21 protein-coding genes, 1 tRNA gene and 1 pseudogene are annotated in these 24,474 nt (G+C 55.2%); 2 read left to right on the top strand and 21 right to left on the bottom strand.

The features are described 5' to 3' along the window. Positions 1 to 31: 31 nt before the first annotated feature. From ML541_RS12625 to gdhA, 7 genes are all read right to left on the bottom strand, one after another. On the bottom strand, positions 32 to 1,450 hold the full coding sequence (locus ML541_RS12625; protein ID WP_243373358.1) for a hypothetical protein: 1,419 nt from the start codon (positions 1,448 to 1,450) through the stop codon (positions 32 to 34). Positions 1,451 to 1,966: 516 nt separating this feature from the next. Further along, a tRNA-Met gene (locus ML541_RS12620) sits at positions 1,967 to 2,043 on the bottom strand. Between the two features lie 55 nt (positions 2,044 to 2,098). Next, positions 2,099 to 2,836: a 23S rRNA (guanosine(2251)-2'-O)-methyltransferase RlmB gene (rlmB, locus tag ML541_RS12615; RefSeq protein ID WP_243373357.1), complete on the bottom strand. Its 738-nt coding sequence runs from the start codon at positions 2,834 to 2,836 to the stop codon at positions 2,099 to 2,101. A gap of 75 nt (positions 2,837 to 2,911) precedes the next feature. Then, on the bottom strand, positions 2,912 to 3,631 hold the full coding sequence (gene pyrF, locus ML541_RS12610; RefSeq protein ID WP_243373356.1) for an orotidine-5'-phosphate decarboxylase: 720 nt from the start codon (positions 3,629 to 3,631) through the stop codon (positions 2,912 to 2,914). Next, positions 3,628 to 5,352: a proline--tRNA ligase gene (locus tag ML541_RS12605; protein ID WP_243373355.1), complete on the bottom strand. Its 1,725-nt coding sequence runs from the start codon at positions 5,350 to 5,352 to the stop codon at positions 3,628 to 3,630. The genes pyrF and ML541_RS12605 overlap by 4 nt, the downstream gene beginning before the upstream one ends. Positions 5,353 to 5,449: 97 nt before the next feature. Beyond that, a complete protein-coding gene (gene ispG, locus ML541_RS12600) occupies positions 5,450 to 6,511 on the bottom strand; it encodes a flavodoxin-dependent (E)-4-hydroxy-3-methylbut-2-enyl-diphosphate synthase (RefSeq protein ID WP_243373354.1) in 1,062 nt (353 codons plus the stop codon). Positions 6,512 to 6,863: 352 nt separating this feature from the next. Beyond that, the gene (gene gdhA, locus ML541_RS12595) at positions 6,864 to 8,213 is read right to left on the bottom strand and encodes an NADP-specific glutamate dehydrogenase (protein WP_243373353.1); all 1,350 of its coding nucleotides are present in this window, start codon (positions 8,211 to 8,213) and stop codon (positions 6,864 to 6,866) included. A gap of 286 nt (positions 8,214 to 8,499) precedes the next feature. Between gdhA and rlmD the strand changes: the two genes are divergently transcribed. Then, complete coding sequence (rlmD, locus tag ML541_RS12590) at positions 8,500 to 9,930, top strand: 23S rRNA (uracil(1939)-C(5))-methyltransferase RlmD (protein ID WP_243373352.1); 1,431 nt, start codon at positions 8,500 to 8,502, stop codon at positions 9,928 to 9,930. Here the strand turns inward: rlmD and ML541_RS12585 are convergent, their stop codons facing one another. From ML541_RS12585 to ML541_RS12565, 5 genes and pseudogenes are all read right to left on the bottom strand, one after another. Then, the gene (locus ML541_RS12585; protein ID WP_243373351.1) at positions 9,931 to 10,521 is read right to left on the bottom strand and encodes a hypothetical protein; all 591 of its coding nucleotides are present in this window, start codon (positions 10,519 to 10,521) and stop codon (positions 9,931 to 9,933) included. Continuing rightward, positions 10,518 to 11,876: an HD domain-containing phosphohydrolase gene (locus tag ML541_RS12580; protein ID WP_243373349.1), complete on the bottom strand. Its 1,359-nt coding sequence runs from the start codon at positions 11,874 to 11,876 to the stop codon at positions 10,518 to 10,520. The genes ML541_RS12585 and ML541_RS12580 overlap by 4 nt, the downstream gene beginning before the upstream one ends. Before the next feature lie 164 nt (positions 11,877 to 12,040). After that, a pseudogene (locus tag ML541_RS12575) lies at positions 12,041 to 12,910 on the bottom strand (NAD(P)-dependent oxidoreductase); the annotation flags it as partial. A gap of 109 nt (positions 12,911 to 13,019) precedes the next feature. After that, entirely contained in the window at positions 13,020 to 13,676 is a 657-nt protein-coding gene (gene nth / locus ML541_RS12570; protein WP_243373346.1) for an endonuclease III, read from the bottom strand. Then, on the bottom strand, positions 13,673 to 13,903 hold the full coding sequence (locus ML541_RS12565) for a hypothetical protein (RefSeq protein ID WP_243373344.1): 231 nt from the start codon (positions 13,901 to 13,903) through the stop codon (positions 13,673 to 13,675). Before ML541_RS12565 ends, nth begins: the two co-directional genes overlap by 4 nt. Before the next feature lie 162 nt (positions 13,904 to 14,065). Between ML541_RS12565 and ML541_RS12560 the strand changes: the two genes are divergently transcribed. Beyond that, complete coding sequence (locus ML541_RS12560; protein ID WP_243373342.1) at positions 14,066 to 14,911, top strand: PHP domain-containing protein; 846 nt, start codon at positions 14,066 to 14,068, stop codon at positions 14,909 to 14,911. Between the two features lie 72 nt (positions 14,912 to 14,983). Here ML541_RS12560 and ML541_RS12555 read toward each other — a convergent pair whose 3' ends face one another. The 9 genes from ML541_RS12555 to nadC all read right to left on the bottom strand — a co-directional run bounded on the left by ML541_RS12555 (position 14,984) and on the right by nadC (position 24,241). Further along, the gene (locus tag ML541_RS12555) at positions 14,984 to 15,805 is read right to left on the bottom strand and encodes a cytidylate kinase family protein (protein ID WP_243373341.1); all 822 of its coding nucleotides are present in this window, start codon (positions 15,803 to 15,805) and stop codon (positions 14,984 to 14,986) included. A 98-nt stretch (positions 15,806 to 15,903) separates the two neighbouring features. Continuing rightward, positions 15,904 to 16,587 (bottom strand): MgtC/SapB family protein, encoded by a 684-nt coding sequence (locus ML541_RS12550; RefSeq protein WP_243373339.1) that lies wholly within the window; start codon positions 16,585 to 16,587, stop codon positions 15,904 to 15,906. 21 nt (positions 16,588 to 16,608) lie between these two features. Then, a complete protein-coding gene (locus tag ML541_RS12545; RefSeq protein ID WP_243373338.1) occupies positions 16,609 to 17,460 on the bottom strand; it encodes an ADP-ribosylation factor-like protein in 852 nt (283 codons plus the stop codon). A 12-nt stretch (positions 17,461 to 17,472) separates the two neighbouring features. Further along, positions 17,473 to 18,372 carry a hypothetical protein gene (locus ML541_RS12540; protein ID WP_243373337.1) on the bottom strand — a complete coding sequence of 300 codons (900 nt, stop codon included), beginning with the start codon at positions 18,370 to 18,372 and terminating at the stop codon, positions 17,473 to 17,475. Then, positions 18,369 to 19,433, bottom strand: coding sequence for an SPOR domain-containing protein (locus tag ML541_RS12535; protein ID WP_243373336.1), 1,065 nt, complete (start codon positions 19,431 to 19,433; stop codon positions 18,369 to 18,371). Before ML541_RS12535 ends, ML541_RS12540 begins: the two co-directional genes overlap by 4 nt. Positions 19,434 to 19,453: 20 nt before the next feature. Continuing rightward, complete coding sequence (gene fusA, locus ML541_RS12530; protein ID WP_243373335.1) at positions 19,454 to 21,547, bottom strand: elongation factor G; 2,094 nt, start codon at positions 21,545 to 21,547, stop codon at positions 19,454 to 19,456. Between the two features lie 66 nt (positions 21,548 to 21,613). Continuing rightward, positions 21,614 to 22,384: a type III pantothenate kinase gene (locus ML541_RS12525; RefSeq protein WP_243373334.1), complete on the bottom strand. Its 771-nt coding sequence runs from the start codon at positions 22,382 to 22,384 to the stop codon at positions 21,614 to 21,616. A gap of 19 nt (positions 22,385 to 22,403) precedes the next feature. After that, on the bottom strand, positions 22,404 to 23,414 hold the full coding sequence (locus tag ML541_RS12520; protein WP_243373333.1) for a biotin--[acetyl-CoA-carboxylase] ligase: 1,011 nt from the start codon (positions 23,412 to 23,414) through the stop codon (positions 22,404 to 22,406). Further along, positions 23,411 to 24,241, bottom strand: coding sequence for a carboxylating nicotinate-nucleotide diphosphorylase (gene nadC / locus ML541_RS12515; protein ID WP_243373331.1), 831 nt, complete (start codon positions 24,239 to 24,241; stop codon positions 23,411 to 23,413). Before nadC ends, ML541_RS12520 begins: the two co-directional genes overlap by 4 nt. Positions 24,242 to 24,474 lie beyond the last annotated feature (233 nt).

Below are 24,474 nucleotides of genomic sequence, written 5' to 3'. Positions count from 1 at the left end.
CCATCCCTCCTTTATCTCTGGTTCAAGAGCATCAATAGGAGTTCACGCAGCCGATAAAGCCCTGCTCATCGACATGGCCGGCACCGCACCAGTACACCGGCCAGGTCTTGTCGGTAATGGGATAAGACATGGCGCCGCTGGGCACGGTGTAATCGTGCCCGGAAAAATAATAGCCACGGTAAAGCTGCTGCTTTGAACTGTCCGAGTGTAGCAGGGGATACAGTTTGGACAGGGAATCATTGAGGCCACCCTGCATCAGATACGCCATTGAGAAGGTGTAATAGCTGCCGAACTGCCCCGGCATGGTGGCGAGATCGTAGTTCAGGGACGTATAGTCGCTGGCCTTCAAAGTCTCGTGGGAAAAGGTGAAGATCCTGTAAGCGGGATTATCGCCGAAATACGGAGCTATGCTGGGAGTTGTGACCGCCACATTATCGGACGAGATGATCCGGTATTCGTCCATGTGGGTATGCGCAGCAAACGTCTGTGTGACAAGGCCGGGATATTTGGCAAGTATCTGCAGGAAAGTCGCCTGGTAACCCTGGTCCCACATCAATACCGCACTGGTTATGTGACCGTCAACGTCAACGGTTCGCGCAGTCGAGTATATATCCACACCAGGAGGCACATGCATCAGGAGCCACACCTTCTTTCCCTTGGCCTGGGCCGAGGCAAGCGTCGTATCGAGCCAGGCCAGTTCCGCAGCTACCGCAGGGCCGGTGGTGGCAGTGGTGAAATAGGCGTTGGAGGGGGAAAACTCGAAGGTGTTGAGTCCGATCACCATGAGATTCGTGCCCTTAGGTTCCGCGGCGTAGTATCCTCCGCTTGTGAACGACTCGGTAAACGCCTGGTGATCCACCGCACCGTTCACGAACTGCGTGTAATACAGCTCCGCCGTCGCGGCGAGAAAACTGCTGTCGGGTCCAAGTCCCGTGTAGGAATCGGCATTGCCAAGCGCAAACAGGACCGGCGTATCGCCCGCCGCCCCCCTCACCTGCTGCATGAAAAATGACATCGTCTTGTCGGTAAAGGCTTTCATGGCTGCGACATCCGCGTCGTTGCGCGGGCTTGTGGTGCCATTGATCTGCTTATAGAACTGTTGCGGAAGGTAATGCCCAAGGATGTCGCCGGTAAAGATAATGAATGGGCTGCCTCCCCGGTTTTGCTTTATACTGGAGAGGGCCAGGGCAAGCAGGGGGTAATTGGTATCGGCTCCCCATGCGGAAGGAGCGGTAATAGCCGAGGTCCTGAAGATACCAGCCCACTGGCCTGCGTCGGCAGCATTAAGCGCCGGGAAAAGAGTCGGGTCATAAAAAGGATTGAAATGGACGTCGGTGAAAACTATGACCGTGCCAGTTGAACCGTTCCCGCTACCGCTGCAGCCCACCACCATCAATGGCAGAAGCAGGAGAATCATCACAACAAGATTCTTGACGCCTTTACTTTTCATGTTGAGTACCCTTTCAGTTTAATGCGGCTGTATGGAAGACAGGTGCTGGGTCAGCTCTCCCTTTTACAAATTCAATGATGTTTAGCTATTCGGCGGGGCTGGGGATGAGGTTTAGTTCTTTTATTCAATTCACATTATGGAACTGCCGCGAAGTAGTTGCTTCTTATCAACATCTCATATAAGCTGGGCAACGAGCATGTTTCACATTATCAAGAAAGGTAGGCAGAATAACTTGAATTATGCCGGCAGATTGAATCGCCACTGGTTTCCTAGACACTCCTGAGTTATAAAAGAAGACCTCGGGAGGGAGACCATCAACCTTCAACAGCAACCTTGCCTGAAAATGTTGATACATGGCGTGGGTTATCTGAACCGTCAAGAGTGTAACTAGTAATGGGATTGTCCTGCTTAGGTAGGAGGTACTGCAAGGTAGGTATTCATATTAGTCGCAACAAAAGTCGCAACAGATAAGTAAAAGAAAAGGGGCTACATTGAATGTAGCCCCTTGAAATTATTTGGTTGCGGGGAGAGGATTTGAACCTCTGACCTTCGGGTTATGAGCCCGACGAGCTACCAGACTGCTCCACCCCGCGGTAACTTAGTGTTTATATACCAACAGCCTTTGCCTTGTCAACTAAAAGTTTGGTGTTACCTGTTTTTTATCCGCTGCCTGACTACTTCAAAGAGCATGATCCCGCCGGCAACCGAAGCATTGAGGGAGTTGATGCCCCCCTGTAGCGGGATCGACACCAACATATCGCACTTCTTCTTCACCAGCGGTCTGATCCCCTCCCCTTCGCTGCCAATGACCAGTGCCACTGCACCGGTGAGCTTCTGGTCATAGATGGAATCGGGTGATTCACCTGCTGCACCGTAGATCCAGAAACCCGCCCCTTTCAATTCATCCAGCGTCTGAGCTATATTGGTTACCTCTGCTACGGCCACGGTCTCGACAGCACCGGCGGAGGCCTTTTCCACTGTTGCCGTCACCCCCACCGCACGATCTCTTGGAATAATGACGCCATCTGCACCGGCACAGGCGGCGCTGCGAATAAGGGCTCCAAGGTTGTGGGGGTCCTGCACGCCGTCAAGGACCAGTAACAGGCCATTGCTGCGAACAGTGTTCCTCTCCAGTATATCAGCCAGTTGGGCATAGGCAAATCGCTCGATGCGGAGTGCGACACCCTGGTGGTGGTCGGTGCCGCAAATGCGGGCCAGGTCACGTTTGTCCCGATGGCGCACCGGAACCCGCTTCTCTTCTGCCAGGTCGAGTAGCTTTTCCAGGCGCCGATCATGGCTGCCGGCGACAAAAAGTTCGAAGGCTCTACGTTTGCCGCGGAGAGCCTCCATAACCGAATTGAGCCCGTAGATAATTTCGTCTTTCATCAATTTCCCAATCTTTACGTGAAGATGATGCTGCAAGCACACCGGAGCCGCGGGCATCGCTCCACCGGCGCTGCGTCAGCCGGCGACAATCTCGGCAATTATGGCTTCTGCCGCTTCTGTCGGGCTCGGCGCGGCGGAAATGGGACGACCGATGACCAGGTAATCGGCACCGGTCTTTACCGCTTCCACAGGGGTCATGATTCGTTTCTGATCATCGGCGGCAGCAAAGGCAGGGCGAACCCCCGGGGTCACGATGAGAAAATCGTTGCCGCAGGCCTCGCGAATCAGGGGCACCTCCTGGGGAGATGCGACGACGCCATCGATGCCTGCTTTTTTGGCTAACGTCGCCAGCTTCACAACCATCTCCGGCACCGGCAGGTTTATTCCCACATCGCGCAAAGTCTGCTCGTTCGACGAAGTAAGAATCGTAACCGCCAGCACCTTTCCCCGCTCGCCCCCCTTGAACTCCTTGTCCAAGGTCTCCACCGTCTTGGACATCATTTCGTAGCCACCCAGGGCATGCAGATTGAACAGTTTCACTCCCATGCGAGCGGCTTCCAGGGAGGCCATGGCCACCGTGTTGGGAATATCGTGGTATTTCAGGTCGAGAAAGACCTCGCCGCCATATTTCTGGATCATCCGTACCACAGCCGGCCCACAGGCCGTATAGAGCTGCTTGCCCACCTTGAACATTCCCACGTGAGGAGAAAGCAGGTCGGCCCATTTTTCCACGTCGCTGAACTCATTCACGTCCAGGGCGAAAATGATCTTTGCCCGTGCTTCTTCTCTGGTCATTGGATTCCCTGTTTCAATGCCGCACTGACGGCAGATTTCACCTTTTCCACAGCTTCGCCTATGGTGACCAGCTCAACCTCTCCGCTCCGGCGACACTTCAGCTCCACTTTACCGTCGGCCAGGTTCTTGCTGCCGACGACGATGCGCAGGGGAATGCCGATCAGGTCCGCATCCTTGAACTTGAAACCGGGGCGCTCGTCCCGGTCATCCAGCAGGACTTCCACTCCGGCGTCGGCAAGCTGGGCGTAGATCGACTCCGATGCCTCCCGTACCACATCCTCCTTCATGTTGAGGGCGGAGATGATGCAGTGAAACGGGGCAATGGGAATGGGGAAGATGATGCCGTTTTCGTCGTGGTTCTGTTCGATACAGGCGGCGACAGTCCGGCCGATACCGATCCCGTAGCAGCCCATGAAGATGATCTGCTCTTTGCCGTCCGCATCCAGGTAGGTTGCTTTCAGGGCCTTGGAATACTTGGTACCCAGCTTGAAGACGTGTCCGACCTCGATGCCCCGCCACATCTCAAGCGTCCCCCCCTGGCAGCGGGGACAGGGGTCACCGAGCACCACGTTGCGGATATCGGCAAAGGTGGTGACGGCGAAATCCCGTCCCAGGTTGACGTTCTTGTAGTGCAAGTCCTTGGCGTTAGCGCCGGTGACGAAATTCTTCATTCCCTGCACCGCCAGGTCGGCAACTATCTTGGCGTTGAGACCTACCGGTCCGGCAAAGCCGGTGGGTGCGCCGGTAACCTTGATAACCACCTCTTCGCCAGCCATTTCCAAAGTATCGCAACCAAGGATATTCTTCAGCTTGATCTCATTCAATTCGTGATCGCCACGCAGAAGCGCCACCACCGGTTCGTTGTCCGCCAGAAGCACCAGTGTTTTGACCAGAGAAGATTCATGGACGGCAAGGAAGCCGGCGACCTCTTCGATACTTTTCTTCCCGGGAGTCGCCACCTTTTCCAGCTCGCGGGGATCGGCATGCTCGGCGACCATCGACTGCCGTGCTTCGGCCTTCTCCACATTGGCGGCATAGTCGCAGGCGGTGCAGGAAACAATGGCATCCTCTCCCGACTCGGCCAGTACCATGAATTCATGGGACCAGGAACCGCCAATGCTGCCGGTATCCGCCTCGACGGCTCGGAATTTAAGCCCGCAACGCTCGAAGATGCGCCGATAGGCCTGGTACATTTTATCATACGAAATATCCGCTGCCTTTTCGTCCACGTCGAAGGAGTAGGCGTCCTTCATGATGAACTCTCGGCCGCGCATGAGGCCGAAGCGGGGCCTGATTTCATCCCGGAATTTCCCCTGGATCTGGTAGAGGTTGAGAGGCAACTGCCGGTAGCTCTTCACTTCGCGGCGGACCAGATCGGTAATGACCTCCTCGTGGGTCGGTCCAAGGCAAAATTCCGTATCCTTCCGGTCCTTGAAGCGAAGCAGCTCCTTGCCGTACTGCTCCCAGCGGCCAGACTCCTGCCAGAGCTCGGCAGGCTGGACGGTCGGCATCAAAAGCTCGATTGCCCCAGCCCGGTTCATCTCCTCACGAACGATGTTCTCCACCTTGCGGATGGAGCGCAGCCCCAGGGGGAGATAGTCGTAGACTCCCGCTGCTAGCTTGCGGATCATCCCCCCGCGCAGCATGAGCTGGTGTGAGATCACCTCCGCATCGGAAGGGGTCTCCTTAACAGTCGGTATGAAATACCGCGAATAACGCATAAATAAAGGTCTCTCTTTCGCTATGGAAACGGCGCAAAGGGCGCGCCTTCACTCTTCACTCTTCACTCTTCACTCTTCACTCTTCACTCTTCACTCTTCACTCTTCACTCTTCACCGCATCAAGCACTTCCGCCACCAGGGCGTCGGCAAGATTACCTTCCGGCACCTTGCGCAGAATCTCGCCGTGCTTGAAAAGGAGCCCTTCTCCCCGTCCGCCGGCCACGCCGAAATCTGCCTCCCGGGCCTCCCCCGGGCCATTGACCACACACCCCATCACAGCCACAGTAATGTGTTTATCGACCCCGGAAAGCCGCTTCTCCACCTCTTCGGCAACCTTTATCAGATTGATCTGGCAGCGGCCGCAGGTGGGACAGGAGACAAAGTTGATACCGCGCTGCCTGATACCGATGGCTTTGAGGATCTCATAACCGACCCGCACCTCGTCCACCGGGTCGCCGGTAAGGGAAACCCGCATGGTATCGCCGATACCGTCGGCTAGAAGGATGCCAAGCCCCACCGATGACTTGATTGTGCCGGAAAAAATGGTGCCGGCTTCGGTGATGCCGATATGGAGCGGATAATCGACCGTCCGGGAAAGGAGGCGGTAGGCGGATACGGTTTTGAGCACGTCGGAAGCCTTGAGAGAGATCTTGATCTGGTCATAGCCCAGGTCTTCAAGTATCCGCACGTGGCCCATGGCCGACTCCACCATGGCCTCGGCGGTGGGATGACCGTATTTCTGCAGCAGTTCCTTTTCCAGTGATCCGGCGTTGACGCCGATGCGGATCGGCACCTGGCGTTCGGCGGCGCTCTTCACCACCTCGGCCACCTTCCACTGATCGCCGATATTGCCCGGATTTAGTCGCAGGCCGTCGATGCAGTTCTCCAGGACCTTTAAGGCCAGCTTGTAGTCGAAATGAATATCAGCGATGACCGGAATGGGACTCTGACTCTTGATTCGGCCAAGGGCGACAGCAGCGTCCATATCGGGTACGGCACAGCGCACCAGCTCGCAGCCGGCATCATTCAGTCTCCGGATCTGCTCCAGGGTAGCCGCAACATCACGGGTGTCAGTGCTGCACATGGACTGGACGGAGCATGGAGCATCCCCGCCTATTTTTACATTGCCGATGGTTATCTGTTTGGTGGCTTTTTTCATAACGGCGCATCTTATCGGAAGGAGTGAGGAAAAGTCAAGAAATGAGACGGAAATCTGCTTGTTGCAAGAGAAGTCCATAAGAAAGTATTTGGGGATATTTTCCAGAGAAAGCAGGCGGGGCGTCGGGAGTAAGCGGCGAGCCATAGCGGTGAACGGACACCCGCCGCATGTGGTACGGAGTAGGGACCCACTGTTTTGGAACCGTGCGGCATCCACCCGCGGGCGGCACTGCGAGGTCCGCAGCTGTGGACGACAGAGCGAACGGACGACGTCGCGACTGCCTGTCTTTTCCCCAAAATTTCAGGAGGAAAAAAATGGCCGGGATCGCTCCCGGCCCTTCAGGTGGTTGCAGTTAAACGAGACCGTGGGCAACCATGGCATCGGCAACCTTGATGAAGCCGGCGATGTTGGCACCGACCACGTAGTTTCCGGGGGCGCCGTACTCCTCTGCCGTGTCATGGCAGAGCTGATGGATGCCGACCATGATGCCTTCCAGTTTCTTTTCGGTGAAGTCGAAGCTCCAGGAGTCGCGCTGAGCATTCTGCTGCATTTCCAGGGCCGAGGTTGCGACACCGCCGGCATTGGCTGCTTTGCCCGGGCCGTAGGCGATTTTGGCATCGAGAAAAACCTTGATCCCTTCGGGAGTGGTGGGCATGTTTGCCCCTTCTCCGACGGCAATACAGCCGTTTTTGACCAGGGTTTTGGCATCCTTGCCGTTGATCTCGTTCTGTGTAGCGGAAGGCATGGCCACCTGGCAGGGGATGTCCCAGATATTGCCGTTGGCAATATATTTGGCGTCCTTGTGGTAGTCGGCGTAGTCCTTGATCCGCCGACGCTCAACTTCTTTCAGCTGTTTGATCAGCTCCACATCGAGCCCCTTCTCGTGAACAATTACGCCGTTGGAATCGGAGCAGGCGATGCACTTGCCGCCAAGCTGGTGGATTTTCTCGACGGTATAGATGGCGACATTGCCTGAACCGGAAACGAGGCAGGTCTTCCCGGCAAAGGATTCCTTTCTCACCTTCAGGGCTTCATTGATGAAGAAGGTCGCACCGTAACCGGTCGCTTCGGGACGTACCAGAGAACCGCCCCATTTCAGCCCTTTACCGGTCAATACCCCCGCTTCCCAGCGATTGGTGATCCTCTTGTACTGGCCGAACATGTAGCCGATTTCGCGGCCTCCAACGCCAATATCACCGGCAGGCACGTCGGTGTGCTCGCCCAGGTGGCGGTAGAGTTCGGTCATGAAGCTCTGGCAGAAACGCATGATCTCGTCATCGGATTTCCCCTTGGGGTCGAAATCCGATCCCCCCTTGCCGCCGCCGATGGGCATGCCGGTAAGAGAGTTCTTGAAGATCTGCTCAAAGCCGAGAAACTTGATGATGCCGAGATAGACCGAGGGGTGGAAACGGAGGCCGCCCTTGTAAGGGCCTAGGGCACTGTTGAACTCTACCCGGAAGCCGCGGTTGATGTGCACCTGGCCATTGTCGTCCTGCCAGGGTACCCGGAAGATGATCTGCCGCTCAGGCTCGCAGATTCGCTCGATGATTTTGCGCTCAAGGTATTCGGGGTGCTTCGATATGACGGGGTTCAGGGACTCCAGTACCTCAGCGACTGCCTGGTGGAATTCCACTTCCCCGGGGTTCCTCTTCAGGACCTCCTGGTACATTGTTTCGAGTTTTTCATCAATTTGCGGTGACATCAACTCCTCCTTCATGGGAATGGTATGGGACAGCACTGCAGGCAGCCCCGCAAAACGACTACCTTTTATGCATCATCTGCACCATAATTAGGCAGATGATAAAATATTGTGCAAAAGCTCCTGTTTCAGTTTATATTTCAACAATTTATACTGCCAAATATTAGAACAACTGCTCATTATTTATTCAAAGCAGTCCTCAGTGTGATTACTTTTTCTACACTTTAATTTACATGTCTACACCAAATCCGCCATTGACAGATCTTTTATTTTACTATTTAGTAATTCCATGAAAAAAAATACCCATTCGACTTCCCCTGCAAAAAAAGAAGGCAACAAGCCGAAGGTCGGCCAGATGCTGGAGCTGGCCATTACCTCCATGAATGACGATGGTTTTGGCGTTTCCTGCCATGAGTCAACCACCATCCTCATTGCCGGTTCTCTTCCGGGAGAGACGGTCCGGGCAAAGGTTTCCTATGTGGGAAGAAGAGAGACCTTCGCGGCTCTTGCAAAAATAATCAAGACTTCACCGGAAAGGGTCGCTCACCCCTCATGCGATAAGAGCTCATGCGACGGCTGTCCATTGATGCAGATGAAATATTCTGCACAACTCGCCTGGAAACAACGGCTCGTTACCCGGTTCATTCGCAGATACAAGACCTTGGAGAAGGCCGCGCTGCATGAGGTGATTCCTTCTCCCCGGCAGCTTCACTACCGCAATTCGGCCAAGCTGGTGGTTGCCGGCAAGTTTGCCGATCCGGTCATCGGCATCTACCGCCGCAACAGCCATGAAGTTCTGGACGTCACAGGCTGCGCGGTGCACCACCCGCTGATCGATAAGGTCATCGTGGCCGTCAGGGCAGGAATCAAAAAGGGAAAGGTCCCCATATACAATCCTAAAAGCCAGATGGGCCTCTTGCGCTACCTGGTTGTCAGGGTTTCAGAATCCGAAAACCGGGCAATGGTCATATTTGTCACCGCAGAGCGGAGCTACAATGAGCTCCACCACCTGGCCAAGCATCTGCGAAATACGGTACCAGAGGTGGGCGTCATCGCCCAGAACGTCAATGGATCGCAGGGAAACGTCATCCTTGGCCAAAAGGATTATTTCATCACCAAGGAACAGGTTCTGTCCGCAACCCTTGGAGACACGAGTTTTCTTATCTCGCCCCGCTCGTTCTTCCAGATCAACAGCGGCAGCGCCCGTATCATCTACGAAAAGGTCCGCGAGTGGGGTGGTCTCACCGGCACCGATAAGGTTCTCGATCTCTATTGCGGTATCGGCGGCATCTCACTCTTTCTGGCGAGGCAATGTAAGGAAGTGATCGGCATTGAGGCAGTGGATGCTGCCGTGGCCGATGCCGAGAAGAATGCCCAGCTGAACGGCATCGGCAACTGCCGGTTCATGGCGGGAGACGTGGCAAAGCTTATTGAAGAAGTGGGAGAGGACGGCAAAAAGGTGGATATGGTGGTTCTCAACCCGCCGCGAAAAGGGTGCGACGAGCAGGTCCTGAAAAAGGCTGCTGCCCTTGCGCCGGCACGGATCGTCTATGTGTCCTGCTCGCCGGACACGCTTGCCCGGGACCTGAACCTGCTGCATGGGCTGGGTTACCAGACAGGTGAAATACAGCCGGTGGATATGTTCCCGCAGACGCCACACGTGGAAAACGTTGCACTGCTGATCAAAAGCGGTAGCCAAAATCCCGCTGGCCGCCGATAATCATTCTTCAAGGACCTGCAGCGATTTTTTCTGAACGGTGGCCGTCTCGATGGCTTTTAGCGCTTCCCTGTGCCCGGGGTCGAAGGAGAGGATACTTTTCCAGGTCCTGATGGCCGGGTCCAATTCACCCCGCCGGTATTCCTGCATGCCCTCATCCATAAGTTTGGCGGAGCATGAATCCAGATAAATCTTCACCCTTCTTGCGCTTGGTTTTACCTTCCTGCGCAATGATGGTTCTGCCGGATAGGTAGCAAGGGCCAATTTGAACAGCTGCCCGGCTGCCAGATGCTCGTTGCGCGCCATGGCCTCTTCGCCAGTCTCCAAAAGGCCGTTTACAGCGGCAACAAATTCTTTTTCCATCCCAGAAGGAGACAGATTCGGTTCCCGCCGTCGGGTCATGGTTTCCAATGCTTGGCGATACTGTTTTTTTTCCAAAAAATATGTAACTTTCTTCTGCATTGCCGATACCTGCCGCTCGTGTACCGGCTGCTGCGGCTTTTCTGCCTTCCGTAAATTCCCTTCAGGAGTGGAACAGGCTCCCAGAACCAGTAGAAGGATCAGGAGAACTATCTGCCTGAAAAAGCCCGTCATGCCGACAGCCTGAGCATCAACTGCGGAATGGCATGGCTCGGCTGCCCCAGTGACTTGACGAAAAGGCTGGCCAGCGTCGGCTCGAATTGCGAGCCGCTGTAGCGAAGAATCTCGTTCACGGCAATGGAGGAAGGCAAGCCGCTGCGATAGGGGCGCGAAGTAGTCATGGCATCATAGGCATCGGCGATGGCGATGATCTGGGCAAAGAGCGGGATCTCTTCCCCCTTCAATCCTTCGGGATAGCCTTGGCCGTTGAACCATTCGTGGTGATGGAGAACGGCGGGAACAAACCGCTGAAGCGCCCGGGAATGACTGAGAATTTCCGCCCCATGGCGCGTATGCAGCCTGACCATGGTCGATTCTTCCTCATTGAGCGGACCGGCCTTTTTCAGCACCTTGTCCGGTATTCTGATCTTGCCCAAGTCGTGAACCAGGGCAGCTACCTCGAGATCGCGCAACGCTTCGTGTTCCAACCCCAATTGCTGACCAAGCATAACCGACAGTGCCGCAACGCGTGTGGAGTGGCGCAGGGTGTAATCATCCCTGGCATCGATGGATGTGGCGAGAATTTTTACCGTTGCCAGGTAAGATTCTTCCAGGCCGCGGGCATACTCTTCCAGCTTTTCCTGCTGATGGGCGATGACCCGCGCCATCTGGTTGAAGTTGTTCGTCAGATCTCCCAATTCGTCATGGAGTCTGACTGTCAGCATCCCTTGATAATTGCCGGAACGGAGTTGGGAAACACCCTCATGAAGCTTCTTGATGGGTATGGTGAAAAATCCGGCCAGGTAATAAGATGCCAGAACTGCTATAACGAGAATCAATGCGGAAGCGAACATCACCTTGCGGCGGGCGTCCGCCCGGGCCTGCACCAGGGAGGCACCATCTATGGCGAGATGTAATGAGCCGATCTGTTTTGCTGCGAACCTGATGGGAGTAATGAACTCGTAGGCAGTCACCCCCCCCCTGCTCCACTGGGTGATCAGAGTGCCGTCCTCATCCCTGCTGATTACTTTTTCCGGCATTTTCTGTTCGTATCGTCCGCCGCTCTTCTTCAAGTCGCTGTGAGCAGTAATGATTCCCGCATGATCCACGGCCGCCACATAAAAAATATCGGGCTGCCGCTCCTTGAGCTTTGAGACAAGGTTATCGACCACCAGACGGTCTCGGGCAAGGAGCCCAAACCCGGCCGTGTTGGCCGCCCCCCTGGACAAGGATGTACCTCGCTTGACCATCTCGCCCAAAAGGAACCGGTCCATGATGCCAATGACCGCCAGGGATGATGCGGCTATAACTGCCGTCACCAGCAAGAAGGTAATCAGAGAAAGTTTGAACCTGATGCTCAGAAACGGCAAGCCTTGCCCTCCCCGCAACCGGTTGAACAGTGTTGACAGGACTTTATAACAATATCTATGGGGTTTGTCCATTAATTTGCTTATTAAAATAAATTTTAAATACAAAAAAACGGGGCATACCAGCTTGGGCATGCCCCGTTTCCTCCCTTATATGATGTGGCCGGTTATTTTCTAAGAACCTTGACCACTGCGGAATAGTCTTCTTCGCCACGGCCATCGTTCACCGCCTGCTCGTACAGTTTGCAGGCCGTTTCTGCTCCAGGAAGGTCCAGGTTAGCCTTTCTGGCAGCATCCATGACCAGATGGAGCTGCTCGTGCACATATTTCAGGGCCAGGTTGCGGCTGAAATCCCCCCGTGCAATGCTGCGCCCCTTGGAATGGAACAGGGGCGACGCCACGCCGCCCGAATCGAGTACCTCAAGAATCTTGTCAGCGGCAAAGCCGAGTTTTTCGCCGAAAACGATCCCTTCCGCCAGGGACTGCATCAGTTCTGCCTGTACCAAGTTGACGATGAACTTCATCCTGGTAGCATCGCCTATCTTGCCGATGTGAATGATGTTGAGACCGAAATAGGAGAACGTTTCACGACACCGGCCCAGTAGTGAAGGGTCTCCACCGGCGAGTATGGTTACCAAGCCGTTTGCGGCATGTTCCTTGGTTCCCCAGACCGGCGCTTCCAGGAACAGGACCCGGCGCTTTACGGCTTCATCGGCAAGTTTGAGGGTGGTTTCCAGGGAATGGGTTCCCATGTCCACTAGGATGGTCCCGGGATCGAGCCCTTCGAGAACACCGTCCTTGCCGAAGACGAAGGTTTCAAGGCCATGGCTTTCGGGAAGGATAACGATCACCAGATCTTTCCCTTTGGCAGCTTCGCTTGGCGTCGCAGCAGCCTTCGCACCGAGCTTTACCAGCTCTTGTAACGGTTCCGCGTCGTCGTCGTAAACAGTGAGGTCATAATCCGCCTTCGTCAGATTGGCAGCCATATGCCTGCCGACAGTACCCAGACCGATAAAACCAAGCTTTCTCAACATAACTGGCCTCCCGCGTAATAAATTACATCTGTCATGTCATGGATATGAAGTGTACAACCTCTCAGCCACCGAGACAAGCCATAATAGATAAAAAAACACAACAACGGCAGCTTTATCGGGACTTCTTCACCCCTACCCGGTTGCACATCCCGATCAGCGGACAGGTGGAGCAGACCGGCGACACGGGAAAGCACTGGTTCTGCCCGAAGGTGACCAATAGATCGTTAATGATGAGCCAGTACTCGGCAGGCAGCTTGTTCCGCAAAGCCTGTTCGGTCTGCTCCGGGGTTTTGGTCCGCACGTATCCCCAGCGGTTGCAGATGCGGTGGACGTGGGTATCGACACAGATTCCGGGCTTGCCAAAGCCCAAGGTCACCACCAGGTTGGCGGTCTTCCTGCCGACTCCCTTGAAGGAAAGCAATTCATCCAGGTCATCGGGCACCCGCCCCTGGTATCGATCCACGAGCGCCCGTGCTATATCCCTGATCTGGGCCGCTTTTACCCGGAAAAATCCCACCGGATAAATGGCCTTTTCAATTGTGTCAAGGGACAGCGCCGCCAATTTGCCCGGCGTATCAGCCAAAGCAAAGAGCCTCTCAGAAGCTGCCGCAGTGGTCTTGTCCTGGGTTCGAAGGGAAAGGATACATGAGATCAGAACCTTGAACGGGTTTCCTTCCCGTTGCGAAACAATGGTGACCGCCGGGCTTTGCCAGGGTTTGACCATTTCCTGAAGCAGGGAAATCGCCCGGTGAATCTCCGCATCCGTCAAGCCAGCCCCCTGTTCTTGAAGATGCGCATCAGAAGGATGCCCAGTATGGACAGGGACAAACCGACGCAGAGGAAAAGGTAACCCATGCTGCTCCCGTCTCCCAGTCCGAAGAGATCACGGCCATGCATGAAAAGAATCAGTCCGAGACCAGCAAAAGTGGAGACACCACCGATAATGTACAGAACCAACGCCAGGACCGCCAACGCGATCCCCTGTTTTTTCGCCATGAAAAACCCTCTGAATGTGTGATTGCCCCACGAGGTCGCATTCTACTGTATGCAGGAGATCAAGGCAACAGTATTAATCAGGGATTTCTACGGTTGCCTTTCTGCCGATTAGAGTTTATATGTTGAGTGCGCCAGCTATCTGCGAGAAAGGTTTCCAACACCATGATAGATCTACATATGCATTCCACCTATTCCGACGGCGTCTACAAACCGGCCGAACTGATAGCCATGGCTGCAGCAAAAGGGTTGAAGACCATAGCCCTGGCCGATCATGACACCGTGGACGGTATCGACGAGGCTCTCGAAGCAGGCCGCAGACATCACGTGGAAGTGATTCCGGCCGTCGAACTATCGGTTCAGTTCGAGACCTACAAGGACGTTCACCTTTTGGGATACCTCATCGACCACCGCGATTCTGCTTTTCTCCGCAAGCTTGCAGAATTTCGCACGATCCGGGACCGGCGGGGTCAGGCCATCATCGCCAACATCAATCAGAAACTCGGCCAGGAGAATAAAGAGATCATTTCCTACGACGAGGCGATGAATTTGGCCGACGGCGCCTTCGGCAGGCCGCATATTGCCCGGGTACTAGTGAACAGGGGCTACGCCCGGGACATGCAGGATGCCTTCGAACGCTACCTTATCCCTTGCGACGAACCGAAGCGTTATTTTCCCATGGACGAGGCACTGGCCGAAATCGACAGACTGGGTGGGATTGCCGTGCTGGCCCATCCCACCAGCGTCAGCGAAGAGCGAAAAACTCTTGCCGCCGTCATAGGAAAGCTTGCGGAAATGGGGCTCAGGGGGGTAGAGGCACACAACAATATGTGCAACGCCGATGAATCGGCTTTTCTCGTCAGGCTTGCCGAAAATCTTGGGCTTGCCGTTACCGGCGGCTCCGATTTTCACGGCATCGAGCCAGGCATCGAAATGGGAACGGGGCGAGGACAGCTGGCCATTCCCCACACGCTGGCAACTGCTCTGAAGTGCCTGCACCATACGGCATAGCTGCAGAACGAAAAAAGGCCCCTCGTTGAGGGGCCTTTCCTATATCGGACTCTAGTATGGGATCAGACGAAATTACTCCCGGTGATGCTGATAGTTCATCACCTGCAGATCGTCGTCAACCCCCTTTACCCCTTTGACCTTCTCGGCAATCCTCACTGCCTCCTCCCGCTCTTCGTCATCATGCACGTGCCCGGTCAGTGAGATTTCGCCGTCCATGCACTCGATCTTGAAGTGGAGGCTGTCGATCTTGCCAGATTTCAACAGTGCCACCTCCACCCGCTTGCGCAGGATGAGGTCGCCCAGATGCGAGGCCAGCTCGGCCTCCCCTTCTTTCAGCTTCGGGTCCTTTGCCGCTGCAACAATGGCCTCGACAATGGCGCTTTTGGACAATTTGGATGTATTGAAGACCAGGTCATATTCAAAGGGACTCTGCCAGTCCCTGTCGAAATAAAAATGGGTAAAGCCGCCCCGCTGGTGGTCGCTCCTGCGGATCAGGTCCCGGGCCAGGTCCGGATCAATCCACTCACGTTCGGCCAGGTTTTCGACCCGCTCCTCAAAGGGGGCAATGATGCGCACCCGCAGGACGTTGGTCATGCCGTCAAGAAGATATTGGGCTCCCCTGCCGTAAAGCACCACATTACCTTTCCGGGCAGCATCCATGAGAACCAATTCCATAGTGCTTAGGTTGGCAGCCTGCAGCCTGTCTTCGGCAGTTATATAGGCAGGAGGTTTTTCATCGATCCTCTCCAGAATATCTTCAGCAAGGCCGTAACTTTTTGCCAGCTCGGCGATTTTGGGGCCATCGATAAGGGTGTATTTCAATTTTTTCGACAGTTCCTTGGCCATTGCATATGCCCCGGTCCCCATCTGTCTGGATATGGTAACGATTGCCATGCTCATCTCCTTTCATGAGAAAAACAGCCGAATAGTAGCATGTAAAAATTCCGTATACAAGAAATTTGGCGATTCGGCATCCCTTGCCCGGCCCCTGATCAGGTAAAACTGACCTTTTTGACCCCCGCCAGCAGAGCAATCCTGTCGATCAGGGTAAAAATCTCGTTGCGGCTATTCAGCTTCAGGTCGTATTCCAGGTGAATCAGCTTTTCCTCGATGTTCTTCTCAACTCTGGCGGCGGTTATCTCCAGCCTGTTCTTGCCGATCAGCGCTTCCAGATCGCCGATCAGCCCTTCCCTGTCGGCACAGGAGACCTTTACCGTGGCGTAGACATCACGGGCGAGAATACGCTCAATTCGCTTCAGGAGGAGCAGACTGATCAGAGAAATACCGGTCACGACAACGGCAATGCCGAAAAGACCGATGCCACAGGCAATGCCGATGGCAGAAGCTATCCAGAGACAGGCCGCTGTTGTCAGCCCCCTGACGGATGCATTTTCCCTGATGATGGCACCGGCGCCGAGAAAGCCGATCCCGGTCACCACCTGGGCCGCAACCCTTCCAGGATCGACTCCCACCGGCAATGTACCGCTGAAGTCACCAAAAATACGGTAGAATTCGATGGAAGAGACGACAAAGAGTGATGAACCAAGGGACACCAGGAGATGGGTTCGGAAACCTGCGGGCCTGCCGTGAACCTCTCTCTCCAGGCCGATGATCCCACCCAGAAGAGAGGCGAGGAGAAGCCGTATTACCATTTCAACATCGACAGCAAAAGACATGTGGCTTCGTTCTCTCCATTATCAGCTGATTTTCAGATCTAGGGTCACGGTTTTCTCCCTACCCCCGTAACTTATGACGAGCGGCAGGCGCATGTGCCCGTTGTCGAGAATTTCCGCATGGCCGAGAAAGGAGATTTCCGGTTCCGCTCCTTCACCGGCCGATGGAAGGGAAACGGGCTCAGGCTCGGCTACAAGCTCCTCTTCAATGTCATATCCACCCATTTCTCTTTCATCAGTTGCCGCACCTGCCGGGGATATAGCCGCATCTAAGGAAGGCTCCAGGCCGGCCCGCTCTTCGCGAAGCTTTTTCAGCACCATTTTCACCAGGGTCAGGAGCGCGTTGAGGACGCCTTCCCCCTTGGTTGCGGCGACGGGAACTCCCGGGCGATTACGGGGATTCAGCACCCGCTGCATCTCATCCACCGGGACGGCGTCGGCCTGATCGCGCTTGTTATAGGCAAACACCAGAGGAATATCGGAAATGGACTGGCCAGAGCCCTTCAGGTATTCATCCAGATTCTGCAGGCTTTCCCGGTTTGCGGCCATTCTCTCGGGGGATGAATCGGCAACGAAAACGATGCCGTCTACCCCTTTCAGCACCATTTTCCATGGCGCGGGGCCAGACGGTTCCCCTTTCAGGGTGTATATGTGCAAGCGGACGTTATAGCCGTTCACATTGGCATCACCGGGAGGGGTAAAATCGAAAAAGAACATCCGGTCGGACTGGACGTTCATGGTCTTCAGCTGCCCCCGGAACTCCGGTTTCAACTTGCCGTAAACATGGTTCACGCTGGTCGTTTTCCCCGCCAGTCCGGGGCCGTAATAGACCAGTTTTGCGTTTATTTCCCGCTTGTTGCTATTGACCAGAGCCATTGTGGCGTCCTCCTAGCCTTTTTTGCTTTTGTTCAGCAGAACCCGGCGTGCCTGGGTGGCAATGACCGAAGAAACGTTCTTGCTTTTTGCCAGCCCCGAAAGGTCCTTGTCGCTCAGCGTTGCCATGAAACGGAGCGCCGCTGCCAACGGCGTCTTGCTGTTTTCCACCAGAGCCTTCCGGATCATGTAGTTCTTGGTCCATTCCTTGTTTGCACAGATCAGGCGGACGATCTCGTCATTCTGGATTTTGGATTTCGAAATGGCAAGAATTTCCGCCTCGGTAATGCGTGGATTTTTAACCACCGCACCGGAAACGAGCTTGTTGGAGTCTTTGATAAGTATCGACCGCCATTCCTTGTCGCCGGTCAGTGACATCTTTATTTTTTCCGACACCCCCAGCTGCTGGGAGAGCTGGTATTTCGATTTGAATGCCTCATCTTCTTCGTTTACGGTTTCTTCATCGGCGGCCTCGGCGTCTCTATCCACATCATCAGCGGTTGCGGAAGGATCCGCCTGTTCCGGGGCGCTCCCCCCCTGCAGATTCGGAATCCCCTTCTCCGCAAGATATGCCCTAGTAGCCTCGCCACAATTTTGATGCTGCGTTATCTCCTCCGCCACAGCCCGCTTCAGAAAATGGAGCCGGGCGATGACGTCGAGGATCTTGGTATTGGTTTCCGGGTGGTGCACAACCTGGCGGAGAACATCCTCGGGCAGCTCCCGCAGGGATTTCAGGGCAGTCTGCTTTATTTCACCGTCAGGATCGTGGGCCAGGAAATACAGGAGCACAACCAGATCCGAAGCGCCAAGAGAGACCCGGCCGCAGGCTGCCTTGAGCTTGACATCCCGAGGGGAGCCGGGCTGTACATAGGGGGCAGCCGCGGCAGACATTCGCAGGGTAATTTTCTGCGTCACTTTTTCGCCTGTTTCGCCCCGGTCTTGACGACAGCCATAGCGATACCGCTTTTCTTCAATTTGTCCGCTACCTTGCGGGCCTCATCCGTGCTGGCAAAGCTGCCCGCCGTTAGATATGTGACGGGGATCTTCACGTTGCTCTTTTTCATCACCAGTCGGATTCCCTTGTCGAAGAGCCGGTCCTGTTCAATAGCGGCACGCCCTTCCTTCAGGTACGATCCTGCATAAATGGCGTATTTGCCGTTCTCCTGGATGATGAAGGCGTCAGGAACCTTGGCATGAAGCTGCTCCAGGTCGGTATCCGCCGATTGACGATCGGGATATTCTGCGTAAAAGAGCCTGTTCATGGGTTCTTGCTTCATCAACTTGTGGCGGACCGGCTTCAGGCCGACTTTTTTCAGTTTTGCTTCTGTGGAAGCCACTTCGTCGGCGAATGCGATGTCGGCGGTTTTCAGGCTGAAAGCACCTGCCGGCCTCTTGCGTTCCGGCTGCTGCTTATCCACTGTCGGGATGACCGTTTTGCCGGCAGCACTGGCCGATTTGGGGGCAACCGGAGCTGGTGCTTTCTCTGCTGCCTTGGCTGGAGCAGCCTCTTTGGCCACCTTTTTAGCGACTGGTTTCTCACCAGCTGCTGCGGGTTCTTTCACGGGGAGTTTTTTGGGGGCAGGAGCCTCGTTTTTAGCGGCTTTAACCGATTCAGCTTTGGTCGGCGCCGGTACAGCCGCCGGCTTCTGTTTTCCCGCAGTCTGAGTAGTGGCTGGAGACACCGGTGCAGAAGCAGCAGGAGCAGGAGCCGCAACTGGAACAGGTTGATCGGGTTTGGCCGCTGTCTGCGCTTGTGGTTCGGCCTGGCGGGGTGGCATCGGTTTTTTTACCTGAGCCGGCTGTTGCGGCTGGGGCTGGGACGCCTCTTCACGAGGCTTGATCAACCCGGTGAAAAAATAGATGTAGGCGCCGACGGCTACCAAGAGGAGCAGGACAAGAAGCTGAGCCTGGCTTTTCCCCTTTGTTCCCTTAAGTTCGTTACTTTCCTCTGAATCCCCTGAAAACTGCTTGGACATCGTCTCACTTCCTCCTCATGCTAATGGTTCGCGTGTTTCTGATTTGCGGCAGCTTCGCTGACGATCTTCTGGGCGAGATGCCCCGGTACCTCTTCGTAATGGGAAAACTCTGTGGTGAACAGGCCGCGGTCGCTGGTCATGGAGCGCAGGTCCGACGAATAGGCCAGGACCTCGGACATGGGAACGACCGCCCGTATGATTTGTGAGTTGGCTTTCGGCTCCACGCCGACAACCTTGCCCCGTCTTGAATTCAGGTCGCCGATGACGTCCCCCATGGTCTCTTCGGGCACGGTGATCTTCATGTTCATGATCGGTTCCAGCAACACCGGTTTCGCCGTTTCCATGGCCTTCTTCAAAGCGAGTGAACCGGCAACCTTGAAGGCCATCTCCGATGAGTCCACCGTGTGAAAGGAGCCGTCATAGAGTGACGCCTTGAAATCGACCAGTGGATAGCCGGCGAGGAAGCCTTCCTGGGAGGCCTCACTGATCCCCTTTTCCACTGCCGGGATGTACTGTCGCGGAATGACACCTCCGACAATGCGGTCTTCAAAGACGAACCCCTCTCCCCGGGTCAGAGGGCTGAACTCCACCCAGCAGTCGCCGTATTGGCCGCGCCCCCCCGATTGTTTCTTGTACTTGCCCTGAACCTTGACCGTCCCCTTGAAGGTCTCCAGGTACGGTACCTTCGGCGTCTTCAGTTCCACATCCACGCTGAATTTCCGTTTCAGCTTCTCGACAGTCACCTCAAGGTGCACCTGCCCCATGCCGGAAATTATCAATTCGCGGGTTTTTTCGTCCCGATGAACCTCAAGGGTTTGATCTTCTTCCATGAGCCGCTGCAGGGCGCCATGAATCTTGTCCTCGTCGTTTTTCGTCTTGGGCAGGATGGCATAGGAGATAACCGGTTGCATCGGTTTGGCCGGCTCGTAGATTATGGGCTTCTCCGGATCGCAGAGGGTATCACCGGTCAGGGTATCCTTCAACTTTGAGACGGCGACGATATCGCCGGCAACCGCCTGTTTGATCGGCTTCTGCTTCTTCCCTTCCAGTTCGTATATCTGTCCGATCCGCTCCATGCTCTCCCGGTTGGGATTATAGACGGTGGAATCGGAGTTGAGTGTTCCGGAATAGACCCGGAAAACGCTGATCTTGCCCGTATAGGGGTCGGATGTGGTTTTGAAAACCAGCGCAGAGAAGGGCTCCTTTTCATCCGGTGCCCGCTCTGCCAGCTCTCCGCTCTTGGGGTTGGTTCCCAGTACCTTGCCGCGGTCCAGTGGAGACGGCAAACAAGCGCAGATGTAATCCAGCAACTGGTTGACGCCGATATTCATTACTGCGGAACCGCACAGAACAGGCGTGAAAGTATAGCGAAGGGTACCGACACGCAGGCCGTCCAGAATCTCATCCTCCGTCAGTTCGCCCGCTTCCAGATATTTTTCCGTTAGGGAGTCGTAAGCCTCGGCAACGGTCTCAACCATCTGCTCCCTGAGCCTTTTGGCTTCGTCCAGGAACTCGGCGGGAATTTCTTCCTCGGAAAACGTGCCGGAGAGGTCCTTTTGGTAGCGATAGGCTTTCATTCTGATCAGATCGATGACGCCGCTGAAATTCTCCTCCGCCCCCATGGGCATCTGGACCGCAACCCCCTTGACCCCCAACACCTTTTCCATGTCGTCGATGGCACGCAGGAAGCTGGCCCGTTCACGGTCCATCTTGTTGACAAAGGCAATGCGGGGAACCTCGAATTCGTCAGCCCACCCCCACACCTCTTCCGTCTGGACCTTGACCCCCGAAATAGCCGAAAGAATGAGTACGGCTCCCCCCAACGCCCGCATGCAGGAACGGGTATCGGCGATGAAGTTGCCGTAGCCGGGTGTATCGACGATATGAATGGAATGGCCATTCCATTCGCAATGATTGAGGGAAGAGGTAATTGTGATCTTGCGCTTGACCTCCTCGGGCTCGAAATCCATGGTGGAGGTACCATCGTCCACCCTGCCCAGCCGGTCGATCATCCCCGCATTGAAAAGAATCGCTTCGGTTAAAGAGGTTTTACCGGCCCCGCCGTGAGCAACAACACCAAGGTTTCGCAACATTGCCGTGTCATACTTTCCCATACGCCCCCCCCTTGAAGTGAGATGTTCAATGCTAAACCGAGGCCGCAGGGAAAAAACGGACCTCGCTTAACTTTCCCGGTTTCTCTGGTACAGTATCCGCAGCCCTTCCAGAGTCAAATACTCATCCACTTCCTCGATGGTTGTGGATTCGGGTGCAATGAGACCCGCGAGCCCCCCGGTGGCGATCACCTTCGGATTTTCCTTTCCCTCCCCCTTCATTCTTGTCACGATGCCGTCCACCAGTCCCACATAGCCGTAAAAGATGCCGGCTTGCATGGAGTTGACGGTGTTTTTCGCCACTATTACAGGCGGCTTGGTTATCTCCACGCGCGGCAGTTTGCTCGCCTTTTGAAACAGGGCTTCCATGGAGATCACGAGCCCCGGGGCAATGGCTCCACCACAGTACTCACCCCGCTTATTCACGTAATCGAAGGTGGTGGCAGTGCCGAAATCGACGATAATCAAGGCGCCATGGTGTTTTTCATAGCCTGCAACCGCATTGACGATGCGATCGGCCCCAACCTCTTTGGGATTATCGTAATGGATGGACATGCCGGTTTTGATCCCGGGGCCGATCACATACGGCTTGAAGCCGAAGTATTGCAGTGACAGCTTCTCCAGTACGCCGGTTAGTGTCGGTACGACCGAAGAGATAATTATATCGGTAATGCGGGAAAAATCGATCCCCGCAAGCCTGAAAAGCTCGTTGACCAGGATGCCATATTCATCCGGTGTCTTGGATTTGTCGGTGGATATCCGCCAGTCCCTGACCAAGCGGCTCTCGTCGTAGATTCCCAGAACAATGTTGCTGTTTCCCACATCAATTACCAGAAGCACATTTCCCCCACAGCCATGCTTATAACAGTGTCACATCTCCAGAAAGGATCCGCTCTTCCCGGCCGTCCATATCGAGGAGCAGTGCGCCCATGTCATCGATACCATTTATGATCCCGATCACACTCCCGTTCTGGGCATCGATCCGGGCCTTGCGCCCGTGTAACTGGGAACGCGACAGCCATTCTTCCCGGACCGGTCCATATCCCAAGCGGAGATATATTGCGTAAAGTTCGTCAAGCTCCCGGAGGAGCGTGCAGATGAAGCGGTTCCGGTCCAGTTCCTCCCCGTTTTCCAGGTAGAGGGAACTGGCGGGATGGCGGAGGTCCGGAGGAAACTGCTCCCTGCGCATATTGATGTTGACGCCGATGCCGAGCACGACGAAGTTCACCTTTTCCGTTTCCGCGCTCATCTCGTTCAGGAGCCCGGCGATCTTCCGGCCATCGATAAGGATGTCGTTCGGCCATTTGATCCATGCCTTGAGGGGAGTGGTCAGCTCAATGGCCCTGGCTACGGCAACCACCGAAAGAAAGGTAAGCTGGGAAGCGGCGACCGGCGGCACTGCGGGTCTGAGCACCACCGAGCAGTAAAGATTGACCCCTTTTGGTGAGGCCCATGAACGGCCAAGCCTACCCTTGCCCCGGGACTGGGCATCGGCAATGACCACGGTCCCTTCGACGGTACCTTCTTCGGCAAGTCTGAAGGCGACGTTGTTAGTGGAATCGGTCTCGTCGAGACAGACGATCCTGGTGCCGATCCGCTCGGTCGAAAGCCCTGCCGCGATTTCGTCGGCCACCAGTCTTTCGGGAGAGGCCACCATGCGGTACCCTTTTGCCGGTACGGCACTGACGGTGTAGCCCAATTTCCGCAATCCTTCCACATGCTTCCAGACCGCCGTCCGGGAAATGCCGAGCATGGTGCTCAGTTCCTCCCCGGAAATAACCTCCCCCTTCCGCTCCCTGAAGATTTCAAGAATCCGTCGGTTTAAGGTTTGAGTGCCCTTGTCTGCGGTCTGGAGCTTTCCTTCTTTCAACACCCCTCCATGAGCATGGATATATCCATGGCCCGCACCGAATGGGTCAGGGCACCCACGGAGATGATATTCACCCCGGTTTCGGCAATCTGCCTGATCGTTGACAGATTGACCCCCCCTGACGCCTCGGTGAGAGCCTTGCCTCCTATCATGGCAACGGCTTCGACCATGGTCGCCACATCCATGTTGTCGAGCATGATGATGTCGGCACCCGCCGCAAGGGCTTCAGATACCTGCGGGAGGGTTTCCGTCTCCACTTCGATCTTCAGGGTGTGCGGTATATATGCCCGGGCACGGGTTATCGCCTCGGTGATGCCGCCGGCAGCGGCAATATGATTTTCCTTGATGAGAATGCCATCGTAGAGACCGGTGCGATGATTGATGCCGCCGCCGACTCTGACGGCATACTTTTCCAGCATCCTCAGGCCTGGTGTGGTTTTGCGGGTGTCCACCACGCGGGCGCCGGTCCCACGGACCGCTTCCACATAGGCGGCAGTCTGGGTAGCCACTCCGCACATGCGCTGCAGGAGATTCAGGGCAACCCGTTCCCCCTGGAGAAGAAATGCGGCATCACCGGATATCTCCGCAATGATGGATCCTTTGCCGATACGGGAGCCGTCGGCAAAATGAGCTTGGAAGGTGATCGAACGGTCGAGAAAATGGAAGACACTGGCAGCCACCTCTATGCCGGCCAGGACAAGATCCTCTTTGGCCTTGAGGACGGCACACATCGTCCGTTTTTCGCCCATTACGGCCTGGGTGGTGAGATCGCCGGTATGAATATCCTCCATGAGGGCGTTTTCTATAATTGCGTCCAGCCCGATCATGTATTGTCTCCCATTTTTATTTTAGTGGCTTTTTATAACACAGCTCAACCCCGCTCGCAACCGCTAATACACGGTCGTTACATTGCCATCGGCCGCCGGTTTCAACCACATCGGCACACGGCAGGAGTTATACCCTGCTAATGATTTGACTAAACGGGACTGTTGCAATAAAATGACCGAGTCATGCCAAACCCGTTCATGAAAATAAAATCATTTTCACCACCATTGACTCT

The organism is Geotalea sp. SG265 (assembly GCF_022808985.1).
GTDB lineage: Bacteria > Desulfobacterota > Desulfuromonadia > Geobacterales > Geobacteraceae > Geotalea.
The sequence above is the reverse complement of the archived record's forward strand: the minus strand, read 5'-3'. Positions and strand labels throughout refer to the sequence as shown.

Bases quoted from the DNA above. Each gene is read 5' to 3' on its own strand.
- ML541_RS12625 (WP_243373358.1), bottom strand. From the start codon at position 1,450: ATGAAAAGTAAAGGCGTCAAGAATCTTGTTGTGATGATTCTCCTGCTT.
- rlmB (WP_243373357.1), bottom strand. From the start codon at position 2,836: ATGAAAGACGAAATTATCTACGGGCTCAATTCGGTTATGGAGGCTCTC.
- pyrF (WP_243373356.1), bottom strand. From the start codon at position 3,631: ATGACCAGAGAAGAAGCACGGGCAAAGATCATTTTCGCCCTGGACGTG.
- ML541_RS12605 (WP_243373355.1), bottom strand. From the start codon at position 5,352: ATGCGTTATTCGCGGTATTTCATACCGACTGTTAAGGAGACCCCTTCC.
- ispG (WP_243373354.1), bottom strand. From the start codon at position 6,511: ATGAAAAAAGCCACCAAACAGATAACCATCGGCAATGTAAAAATAGGC.
- gdhA (WP_243373353.1), bottom strand. From the start codon at position 8,213: ATGTCACCGCAAATTGATGAAAAACTCGAAACAATGTACCAGGAGGTC.
- rlmD (WP_243373352.1), top strand. From the start codon at position 8,500: ATGAAAAAAAATACCCATTCGACTTCCCCTGCAAAAAAAGAAGGCAAC.
- ML541_RS12585 (WP_243373351.1), bottom strand. From the start codon at position 10,521: ATGACGGGCTTTTTCAGGCAGATAGTTCTCCTGATCCTTCTACTGGTT.
- ML541_RS12565 (WP_243373344.1), bottom strand. From the start codon at position 13,903: ATGGCGAAAAAACAGGGGATCGCGTTGGCGGTCCTGGCGTTGGTTCTG.
- ML541_RS12560 (WP_243373342.1), top strand. From the start codon at position 14,066: ATGATAGATCTACATATGCATTCCACCTATTCCGACGGCGTCTACAAA.
- ML541_RS12555 (WP_243373341.1), bottom strand. From the start codon at position 15,805: ATGGCAATCGTTACCATATCCAGACAGATGGGGACCGGGGCATATGCA.
- ML541_RS12550 (WP_243373339.1), bottom strand. From the start codon at position 16,587: ATGTCTTTTGCTGTCGATGTTGAAATGGTAATACGGCTTCTCCTCGCC.
- ML541_RS12545 (WP_243373338.1), bottom strand. From the start codon at position 17,460: ATGGCTCTGGTCAATAGCAACAAGCGGGAAATAAACGCAAAACTGGTC.
- ML541_RS12535 (WP_243373336.1), bottom strand. From the start codon at position 19,433: ATGTCCAAGCAGTTTTCAGGGGATTCAGAGGAAAGTAACGAACTTAAG.
- fusA (WP_243373335.1), bottom strand. From the start codon at position 21,547: ATGGGAAAGTATGACACGGCAATGTTGCGAAACCTTGGTGTTGTTGCT.
- nadC (WP_243373331.1), bottom strand. From the start codon at position 24,241: ATGATCGGGCTGGACGCAATTATAGAAAACGCCCTCATGGAGGATATT.